Origin of the sequence: Okeania sp. SIO2F4 (assembly GCF_010672385.1) — a bacterium.
In the GTDB taxonomy this organism is placed as follows: domain Bacteria; phylum Cyanobacteriota; class Cyanobacteriia; order Cyanobacteriales; family Microcoleaceae; genus Trichodesmium.
Genome location: NZ_JAAHGT010000289.1, coordinates 1 through 10,316 on the forward strand (window position 1 = coordinate 1; position 10,316 = coordinate 10,316).

Below are 10,316 nucleotides of genomic sequence, written 5' to 3' on the forward strand. Positions count from 1 at the left end.
TCCTTGTGATTACTGCTATTTGTACCCTTGGGCGATATCATGGAGCGACGACGCTTAATAGTGACAATGCTGATGGCAACTGCTCTGGCGTTAGTAACAGCAGCTATGTCTCCTAATATTACTTGGTTAATTGTTGCGAGTTTACTTATTGGTATGACGGCAATTGTTCCCCAACTTGTTGTACCTTTTGCTGCTTTTTTAGTAGAACCAGGAAAACGTGGCAAAGCTGTGGGAACTGTGATGAGTGGTTTATTCATTGGGATTGTTTTAGCTAGAATAACTAGCGGATTCGTCGGAGCAAATTTCGGTTGGCGAGCAATATATTTCTTTGCTAGTGGGTTGATGATTTTAATAGCAGTAGTATCAAAATTTGTACTGCCAAAAGCAAAACCCTCTGTAATTCTCTCATACCCCAAATTGATTCTCTCTTTGGGACAAGTAATTCGAGAACAATTATTATTGCGACAAGTAGCTTTAATTGGAGCAATGTCTTTTGCTGCTTATAGTATTTTCTGGAGTACAATGGCTTTTTTCCTGAAAGCGCCACCCCTAAACTATAGTAGTCAAGTAGCAGGAATGTTTGGTTTGGTTGGTATTGTTGGAGCTATAACAGCGATAATTGCTGGTCGAATGGCAGATCGAAAAAATCCTAGATTGATTTCTATGTTAGGTGTTGTGATTTCTAGTTCATCATTTTTAGTATTTTCTTTAGCAAGATATGAATTATGGGGTCTAATTTTGGGAGTGATGCTGTTAGATTTGGGAGTGCAGACAACTCATATCTCTAACCAAGCACAAATTTATAGTTTGCCTGCCAAAATACATAGTCGTCTGAATACGGTTTATATGGTTTCCTATTTTGTGGGAGGAGCTATGGGTTCTTACTGTGGTAACTATGCTTGGAGTAATTGGCAATGGAACGGAGTTTGTGGCGTTGGTTTATTTGTTCTCGTTTCAGCTTTAAGTATTTTATTCTTGACAATTTTCTGGAAAAAACCACAGCAACAACTTTTGAGTCTTAGATAGACAAGATGAAATATTGAGATGAACCTACCACTACCCCTCCAGTAGTAGACTGTTTCATCTTAAATGTTGCAATAGATGTAGGTTGGGTTGAGGGATGAAACCCAACAACAGTTTTTCTCCCCTACTCCCGTATGGACGCCCTTATGCAACGTCCCTACCCTACTTCCTAATGCACAGTTTTAGCTGAAACAGTCCAGTAGGGTGTATTAGACGGCGACAATTATTCGTTGCAAAGTGATTTAAAAATCCGTCGCAGGGCACCATTTTAGATGTATCAATTCTTATCTTATATATTATATAGTTATATAGTAGCTCTCATCGTTGTGCTAAAGCGCTCCAAATATCTCTAGCAGCGCTAAAGCGCAACTACAAACTAAGACTTTTTTATAACTATTGCAACCTACTAGACTGACACAGCTAAAACTGTGCAGAGCGCTTTTTTTGTAATCACCCTATCTCCCCATCACCCCATCCCCCCATCACCCTCCCCATCTAATGCACCATTTAAGGTGTGTCGGTCCACTACCCTACTAGCTAGTCTAGACTAAAATTGTGGGTAAGGAGCGAGCAACCCCGAAGACCTCTCCCCCGACCCCTCTCCTTGTAGGAGAGGGGGGAAAATATTCTCCCCCTTCCCTTGTAGGGAAGGGGGTTGGGGGGTTAGATTTAACTCACATTTTCAAGCTAAACGCGCTACTACACCTAAATTTTTATACAAAATAAACAGGAATTTTAACTATGCGTGCCATTCGCTTTAACAATTTCGGTTCTCCAACGACTCAACTCAAACTTGAAGAACTTCCCACTCCCGTTTTGCAACCAGGTGAAGTGTTGGTTGAAGTTCATGCAGCATCTATTAATCCCAGCGATGTGAAAAATATTTTGGGAGTTATGGAAAATACTACTCTTCCACGCACACCCGGTAGAGATTTTGCTGGAGTTGTCGTCGCAGGTGAACCAAATCTAATTGGTACTGAAGTTTGGGGAACAGGAGGCGATATTGGATTTATCCGCGATGGTTCCCACGCTTCTCATTTGGTATTACCTGTGGTCGCAATACAACCCAAACCGAAAAATATATCCATGATACAAGCAGCAACTATCGGAGTCAGATATATTACCGCTTGGTTATCTTTGATTGAAGCTGCAAATTTAAACTCTGGAGAAACTGTTTTGGTAGTGGGAGCAACAGGTGGGGTTGGTAAAGCTGCAATTCAAATAGCAAAATGGAAGGGAGCTAAAGTTTTAGGTACAGTGCGACGGGAATCAGATTATCCAATAGTTGAAACATCTGGTGTTGATATCGTGATTAATTTGGCAACGGAAAATCTTAATTCTGCTGTTTTAGCTGCTACTGGAGGTAAAGGTGTGGATGTGGTATTGGATACAGTGGGGGGTTCTATGTTAGAAAATAGTATGTGGACCCTCAGTCCTAGAGGTCGTTTGGTCGCTATTAGCGCTCCACCAAAAGAAGCGAAAGTTTGTTTTGACCTCCGGGATTTTTATCACCGGGAGTTGCGCTTGTTTGGGGTAGATAGTCGAGCTTTTGACGTAACTCAATGTGGGAAACTTTTGGCAGCACTCACTCCCTTGTTTGAAACAAATGCTATTCTTCCACCAGAAGCGATCGTTACTTACCCACTTAGGGGAGGAATAATTGCCTACGAACAAGTACACAATAGAACTAATGTTTCTCCGCTAGTTTTAACTACTAATATATAGAACTCCTAAGCGTATCTATTTGCGTACTTAAATATAGGGAGTGTGGGGACTGTGGGGAGATGGAGTATATTAGACCTCTTCAAAAATCCCAAATCCAATCAATTATTACCCATAAATTATCAATTAATTCTCCCTATTCCCTCTTTTATGGAGATACCTTCAGGGCTTCTATAGTAAAATGTATGTAGCTACTTTTTTTATATCTCTCTAATATCAATTTCAGTTCGTTCAACTATATCTATTTATCTAATATGAAATTCGGTTATACCATTATCGCATTTGCTACTTCACATCAAGATAGACCTTACTCGGTAAACTCTTAAATAATTTTCTTGCTTAAATTCTTACTTTTAACTTTTGACTTTATTTGTCATACGATAATTAATTACTCGGATTATATATAATTTACTAGAAAATAAGCTCTAAAGCCTCCCCTTTAAAGGGAATAAAAAAAAGAAAACTCAGTGCTTCAAGCCTCCCTATTCCAAGAGGTACTAATAACTCAAATGACCCCTCCTCTGATAAAATCTGACTTCAGAATAAACTATTTTAGGTTGAGGGGGAAATAGCTTGCAATTATTCAAAAGTCATGGTAAAGAAAAAAGTTTCATCCTCATCAGTTTGACACTAATCAATCTATTATCTTTAAACAGTGGAAAAACTCTGGCCACGGAAGATAACCAGGAGTTAATGGGGCAAATTCAAAACTATACTGAAGAATTTAGCGAGACCAAACCAAATGACGCCATTACCCAACAAATACCTGTCTATCAACTAGATGATGTTTTACCTACTGATTGGACTTATTCAGCTTTACTTAGTTTGCGCGATCGCTACGACTGTCTCTCTGGTTATCCTGACAATACTTATCGAGGCAACCGCGCCATAACTAGATATGAATTTGCAGCAGCTTTAAATGCTTGTTGGCAAACTCTGGAAAGTTTTCTGGCAGAAAGTCAAGGGGAATTAGTTCAACAAGATGACTTGATAGTTGTCGAAAGACTGATACAAGATTTTCAGGTAGAAATAGCTAACCTCAAAGCACGCACGGATGGGTTAGAAAACCGAGTGGATGCTTTGGAAGCACAGCAGTTTTCCACGACCACAAAATTAAACGGTCAGACAATTTTTGCCGTGAATGCTGGTGGGTTTGATGGCGATCGCCTCATTGGTCCTAATGGAAGGGAGCTAGCAGACGAAAACCCTCAAGCTACTTTATTATATCGAGTAGCTTTAGATTTTGATACCAGTTTCCGAGGCACAGACTTATTAAAACTGCGGGTTGATACTGGTAGCAATGGTTTTCTTGATAATGCTAACGCAATACTCGAACCTAACTTTGGCAGTGTTCTGGATGTTAGTGGTCGTCCTCCACGAGATGACGAAGTTGGTATTGGAAGAGTCTTCTACAGTTTTCAGGTAGTGGAAAATTTGTCTCTATCTATAGGACCTTTAATTGAAGCGTTGGATTATATAGATAATAATAGCTACGCTGCTTTAAGTTTCCGCGACTTTTCTACATCAAACCTGGTTTATAACTATGTCATATTTCCAGTTGATGGCATTGGTGGTGGAGCAATATTACAATGGAACCCTGGAGGTAGCGCTTTTAACCTTCGTGCTTTGTACATTTCTCCAGACTCTGACAATCCTACTCAAAATGGTCAAGGTCCTTTGCCTGTTTCTGCGTTTACATCATTACTCTATTCTGACGGTAGGGGTTCGCGGGGGTTATTTGGTTTTCATCAAGGAATGGTGGAGTTTGAATATAATCCTTCGTCTAAGTTTAGTCTACGTTTAATTTACAGTGGAGGTAGAGTTTTTGCTCGCCGTTTTGATGCGGTAGGAGTGAATTTTGAGTGGGGTTTTGCTTCTAAGTTTGCTGTGTTTGGTCGCTATGGTTATAGTAGTTATAAGGATACAGATTTTGGTGATATTAATCCTAATTATTGGATGGCAGGTCTTTCTGGATTAGATGTTTTGCAAGAAGGCGATCGTGTGGGAGTGGCTGTTGGGCAACCTTTTGTTGTCAATGAAATTGGCAATTCTACTCAGACCAATTTAGAAGTTTTTTATAGTTATGCTGTGAATGATAATATTTCAATTTCTCCTGTATTCCAAGCCGTTTTTGATTCTAGTAATCAAAAGAGTAATGGTACAATTTTTACTGGTACATTACGGACAGTGTTTTATTTTTGAATCAGATAGCATGAATTCATCGCTGTTCAGTAGAATAATGATTCCTACAAATGCTTTTTTTATCAAAACAATACCCTAAATATTCTGGCAAAAATTAGTATAAATACTAAAAATTAAAGGAATATTTCTAGTATTTCCATATTTTTTTATGAGGTGATTAGATACTGTGCTTTTGTATCGTTTGTGTAATATTATGTCTGAATAAACACTAACTGTAAAGTCCGCAGCGACTGGAAATCGTGGAAGGAAGCAATCTCTTATGTTTTAGATATTTCTTCTATTTATTTCTAAGAATCTGGTAATCCAAGTCTAATTTCCAATATTTCCTTTACGGATGACTCAGTTACTGTTGATATAATTCAGTGTTCTGTACCACCACAAAACTCAGTTGAAACTTGGAAATTTGATATTCAAACCCAACACAAATCCACCCCCGAACCAGCTACAATTTTAGGACTATTAACCTTGACAGGGTTAGGATTACGTAATATTGGCTAAATTTTCAGGCAATAAAAACTCAAAAACCTAACCCTCGTCCCTGTCAGAGAAGCGGGTTTTTTTTTATTGAAGCTTTAGATTGTACTATAGCAATCATATTTCAGTTGTAATATTTTAGTGGTAATGAGGAGTCAGGAGGACCGAGTCAGGAGTCAGAATATAAAAGAATTTTGATTGTTTTTAATTGTTCTTAAATATCTCATAAATGATTCCTGATTGCTATATTTTGATAAATATTTTCTAAAAATACCTCTATAAAAACAAATTTACAAAGTCTCTATAAAACCAATCTAAACTAAAATACTGAGACTTACAGCAGTTTCACGCCCGCGCGTGAGGTACAAAGTTTTATTGTCCTAGGGAACACTTAACAGGGAACGGGGAACAGAGAATATAAAAGTAGTCTTATGAGTGTACCTCAGCATCCTCATGCATTGCTGTAAGTTCTAATTACTAATTACTAATTACTATATATATCAATTCTAAATGATGTTTCAATAATTGATAATGAATAATTGATAATTATCTCTCCCTAAAACGGATTGGATTGACGCGGAGCGTGAAAATTTTTTCTGATCAAGGGGAGATTGGATATGGCGCCGGTAACCCATCCATCCCATCCTAGGTCATGCTCCACAAACGACTGCTTGTTTCTCCTTTAAAGGAGAGGATTTAAACCTTAATTATTCGGTAAAAAATCTAAAAATACATAACAACTCTGAAATTATTATGGCTATTGCCTAATTCCAATAATTTTTTTTCACAACCAAAATAGGAATTATTTTATCAGTTACTTTTGGAGAAAAAAATATGAATAGCGATGAATTAATACAACGTTACCAAGCTGGAGAAAGAGATTTTTCTGGTGTGGTATTAGAACATCTGGTATTAAGCAATATTTCTCTAGAAGAAATTAACCTCAGTTCTGTCAACCTCGAAAGCTCAGAATTGCAAAATGTAAATTTACATAATGCGAATTTAAGTCACGTTGACTTAGAGGGAATATCTTGGCAAAATATAGATTTAACTAATGCAGATTTAACAGATACATCTTATGACCATAGCACCAGAGAAAATTCAAATTTAACTAATGCTAATTTAACTCAAATGTGGGGTTTTCAATCAACTTTCAATAACTGTAATTTGACTGGTGCAAATATTAGTCATGCTCAATTAAGTGAAGTTAGTTTTGATGATTGTAACTTAAACAATGCGAATTTCAGTCACACGATTGTTGGTATTAATCTTCTGGGTTCAAATCTGAGTAATACTGACTTTAGTTATGCTCAAATTCAAGATATCTTCGATTGGAGCAAAGCCAACTATACTAATATTAATTTTCAGAATGCTTGGTACTTATCTCCACAGGATATACCATCAGAAATTGACCCTAATGAAGCAGGATTAATATTTGTTGGTCCTGAAGCAGATTTAAGTGGCAAAGACTTAATAAATATAGATTTGTCGAGTTCTAATTTATCTGAAGTTAATTTTACTAATGCAAACTTGACCGCTGCAAACTTAAGCGATACAGACCTGAACGATGCCAATTTTACTAATGCCAATTTAGAAAATACTGACTTAAGTTATTCAAATTTAACTAATGCTAATTTAACTAATGCTAACCTTAATAATGCCAACTTAAACAACGTAATTTTTGATAACACAATTATGCCAGACGGCAATATTCGGAACTTTGATAGTGATGAATAAGAATGAAAATTCTAGAATTATCTCTGACAGAATTTCCCGTTGCCCGTGAGGTACAAAATTTTAGCTTTGAGGGAACACCGGATATAGGATATGGGAACAGAAAAGAATAAAAACAACTGTACCTCATAGCTTCGGAAACTGCTGTAATAGTTAATAGACATCTCCAATAATCAAAAATCAAATCAATTATTTCTCCCTACTCCCTACTTTATAAAGTAAAGATAATTAAAGCAATATTCTTCCTTATTCCTTCTTGCCTCTTCCTTCTTCCTTCTTTCTTCTGCTATATGATATTATTTTCTCAGTTACTGCTGGAGGAAAAAATATGAATAGCGATGAATTAATCCAACGTTATCAAGCTGGAGAAAGAGATTTTTCTGGCATGGAATTCAGATATCTTGAATTAAGCAATATTTCTCTAGAAGAAATTAACTTAGGCAACTGCAACCTGAGCAGAGCAAAATTACAAAATGTCAATTTAGATAATGCTAATTTAAGTAATGCTCAGTTAGTTAGTGCGGAAGTAGTATTTTCTACTTTCAGAAATGCTAATCTTAGCCACGTCAACTTAGAAGGAATATATTGGCAAAATCTGGATTTAACCAATGCAGATTTAACAGATACAAGTTATGACCATAGCACCATAGACAATTCCAATTTTACTAATGCTAACTTAAATCAAATGGGTGGATTTCAATCAACTTTTGATAACTGTAATTTGACTGGTGCAAATATTAGTCATGCTCAATTAAGTGAAGTTACTTTTGATAATTGTAATTTGAGCAATGTTAATCTCAGTCACACAACTTTTTATGATGTTTATATTCAGGGTTCAAATTTTAGTAATGCTGACTTCAGTAATGCTCATATTAAAGGTATGTCTGGTTGGAGCGAAGCAAACTATACTGATGTGAATTTTCAAGATGCTCTTTATTTAGATCTAGAAGATTTGCCACCAGATATTGACCCTAATGAAGCAGGATTAATGTTTGTTGGTCCGGAAACCGATCTAAGTGGTAAAGATTTAAGAAATATAGATTTATCTGAATATGAATTATGTTCGGCTAATTTTAGTAATGCTAATTTAAGTGGTGCAAATTTGAGCGATACAGACCTGAACGATGCCAATTTTACTAATGCCAATTTAGAAAATGCTGACTTAAGTTATTCAAATTTAACTAATGCTAATTTTACTAATGCTAACCTTAATAATGCCAACTTAAACAACGTAATTTTTGATAATACAATTATGCCAGACGGCAGTATTAGAAGTGATGAAGAAGAATGAATATTCTAGAATAGGGAGTAGGGAGTAGGGAGTAGGGAGTAGGGAAGATGGGAATTTAGGATAGGGAACAATTCATTAATTGATAATTGATAATGTATAATTGATAATTACAAGAAGGTTAAAACCGTTACCGAATTGAAGATTGGGAAATATCATTTCTTCTCAAGGGGAGATTGGATATGGTTAGGCAACCCATCCATCCCATCCTAACGGACTGCTCCGCTTTCCGACCGCTCTCTTGGTCGATTGGAGGCAAGCGAGGAGACCTCGCCATCCCTCGACCGCTTTTTTCCCCTATCCAAGGGGAGGCTTTAAACCACAATTATTTAATTAACAATTAATAATTAATAATTCGGTAAAAAATATTTACCTCAGAATAGGGAGTAGGGAGTAGGGAGCAGGAAAGATGGGAATTTAGGATCTTTCATTAATTGATAATTGATAATGGATAATTACCTCAATGAAAAGGGTGCATCTCAATTAAGCGATAAGTAATTGTACTTAAGAAAGAAAAAAGAACAATAGAGGCATAATTTGAGAATAGTTGTTACCAAAAATGACCTATGAATTCTCAAACCAAAGCTGAACTTACTGAACACCTGGAAGCGATCGCTCTTATACTCCATTCAGAAGCTGACCCCATGGAACTCAAAACTATGGAAGGAATAGAGAAGCAACTCCGAAGTTTAGTCCAAGAACACATCACGCCTCAACTAGGATTTTTTTTATCAAAACACAGACAGGCACAACCACAGGAAAAAGTCGAACCATAAACAGTCTTTTAGGAAAAATCTCTATAACTACAGGACAGGCCAAAAGGTTAAAGTTGAAAAAAGGGAGTCGTTGGAGTCCTTACTTGCAAAAATGCTGTCTTCTGGTCAGCGCCAATGAATCCTATCAAAGGGCTTCTGAAGATATAGAAACTTTAACCGGAATTAAAATTTCTCGCGCGTACCCTCCAGAGAATGGTAGGGCGGCACGAATGGGAGGAAGTAAGCCTGAAAGAGCCAATCAGAGAAATCAGCTTGGATGGAGGGATGGTAAGGTTACGCACTCCACAAGGGCAGGTCAGTGAATGGCGAGAATATAAAGCTTTAAATATTCAAGGTCAAGTGAAGATGGGCTTTTTCAAAGATAATGAAGGTTTATGGTCTTGGATTAATGGCCAACCTCTGAGTGAAAAGTTAGCCTGCGCGCGGAGACGGACATGACGGAGTGTGGAATATCTTCGCGGCTGTAGGTACAGCACAGCAAAGGGAAGAGATATTAGACTGGTATCATTTAATGGAGAATTTGCACAAAATGCAAGGGACTCAGGTTCAACTTGCTCAAGCGCGACATTATCTTTGGCAAGGCCAATTAACTAATGCCATCCGCTATCTAAGTCAACACAGATGTCGAGGTTCAAATGGTTTTATTCAATACTTGAAAAAGCATCAATCTCGTATTATTAACTACCAAGCAAGACTTGCAATAGGAGGTTCAGTAGGTTCTGGAGCAGTTGAATCTTTAGTTAAGCAAATTGGTTTACTGCTCAAGTTGCCAGGGGCACAATGGTCACGAAATAATGTGCCTTGTATACTCCAGCATCGGTGTGCTTATCTTAATGGTGCTTTTGCTGCTTGATTTTCATTCGTCTTGGACGCGATCGCAAAGTCTAAAACATCAGGATGCTCTATCGTCTGAATTAACCAAGTGGTTTGAGTCTTCCTTCTTCTTGAGTATAATTACTTATAGCTTAATTGAGATGCACCAATGAAAACCGTTCGGGAATTGAATATAAGGAAATTCAAGAGCACTTTTTTCTCTTGAAATAGAAGGCTTGATACCTTTATTCTTCGGTAAATTTTGCTGAATTAATAAGGCTTTT

6 protein-coding genes and 1 pseudogene are annotated in these 10,316 nt (G+C 37.1%); all 7 read left to right on the top strand.

The features are described 5' to 3' along the window. The first annotated feature begins 12 nt into the window (after positions 1–12). The 7 genes and pseudogenes from F6K22_RS18710 to F6K22_RS18735 all read left to right on the top strand — a co-directional run bounded on the left by F6K22_RS18710 (position 13) and on the right by F6K22_RS18735 (position 10,072). Entirely contained in the window at positions 13–1,026 is a 1,014-nt protein-coding gene (locus tag F6K22_RS18710) for an MFS transporter (protein ID WP_293100992.1), read from the top strand. A 738-nt stretch (positions 1,027–1,764) separates the two neighbouring features. Then, positions 1,765–2,748 carry a quinone oxidoreductase family protein gene (locus tag F6K22_RS18715; protein ID WP_293100981.1) on the top strand — a complete coding sequence of 328 codons (984 nt, stop codon included), beginning with the start codon at positions 1,765–1,767 and terminating at the stop codon, positions 2,746–2,748. Positions 2,749–3,318: 570 nt separating this feature from the next. Then, positions 3,319–4,947 (top strand): iron uptake porin, encoded by a 1,629-nt coding sequence (locus F6K22_RS18720; RefSeq protein WP_293100983.1) that lies wholly within the window; start codon positions 3,319–3,321, stop codon positions 4,945–4,947. A 408-nt stretch (positions 4,948–5,355) separates the two neighbouring features. Beyond that, positions 5,356–5,445, top strand: a complete 90-nt coding sequence (locus tag F6K22_RS42235) for a PEP-CTERM sorting domain-containing protein (protein WP_363273877.1) — start codon at positions 5,356–5,358, stop codon at positions 5,443–5,445. A gap of 810 nt (positions 5,446–6,255) precedes the next feature. After that, positions 6,256–7,158 (top strand): pentapeptide repeat-containing protein, encoded by a 903-nt coding sequence (locus F6K22_RS18725; RefSeq protein ID WP_293100986.1) that lies wholly within the window; start codon positions 6,256–6,258, stop codon positions 7,156–7,158. Positions 7,159–7,483: 325 nt separating this feature from the next. Next, the gene (locus tag F6K22_RS18730) at positions 7,484–8,446 is read left to right on the top strand and encodes a pentapeptide repeat-containing protein (protein WP_293100989.1); all 963 of its coding nucleotides are present in this window, start codon (positions 7,484–7,486) and stop codon (positions 8,444–8,446) included. A gap of 563 nt (positions 8,447–9,009) precedes the next feature. Then, positions 9,010–10,072 (top strand): annotated as a pseudogene (locus F6K22_RS18735) (ISKra4 family transposase). Positions 10,073–10,316 lie beyond the last annotated feature (244 nt).

Bases quoted from the DNA above. Each gene is read 5' to 3' on its own strand.
- F6K22_RS18715 (WP_293100981.1), top strand. From the start codon at position 1,765: ATGCGTGCCATTCGCTTTAACAATTTCGGTTCTCCAACGACTCAACTC.
- F6K22_RS18725 (WP_293100986.1), top strand. From the start codon at position 6,256: ATGAATAGCGATGAATTAATACAACGTTACCAAGCTGGAGAAAGAGAT.
- F6K22_RS18730 (WP_293100989.1), top strand. From the start codon at position 7,484: ATGAATAGCGATGAATTAATCCAACGTTATCAAGCTGGAGAAAGAGAT.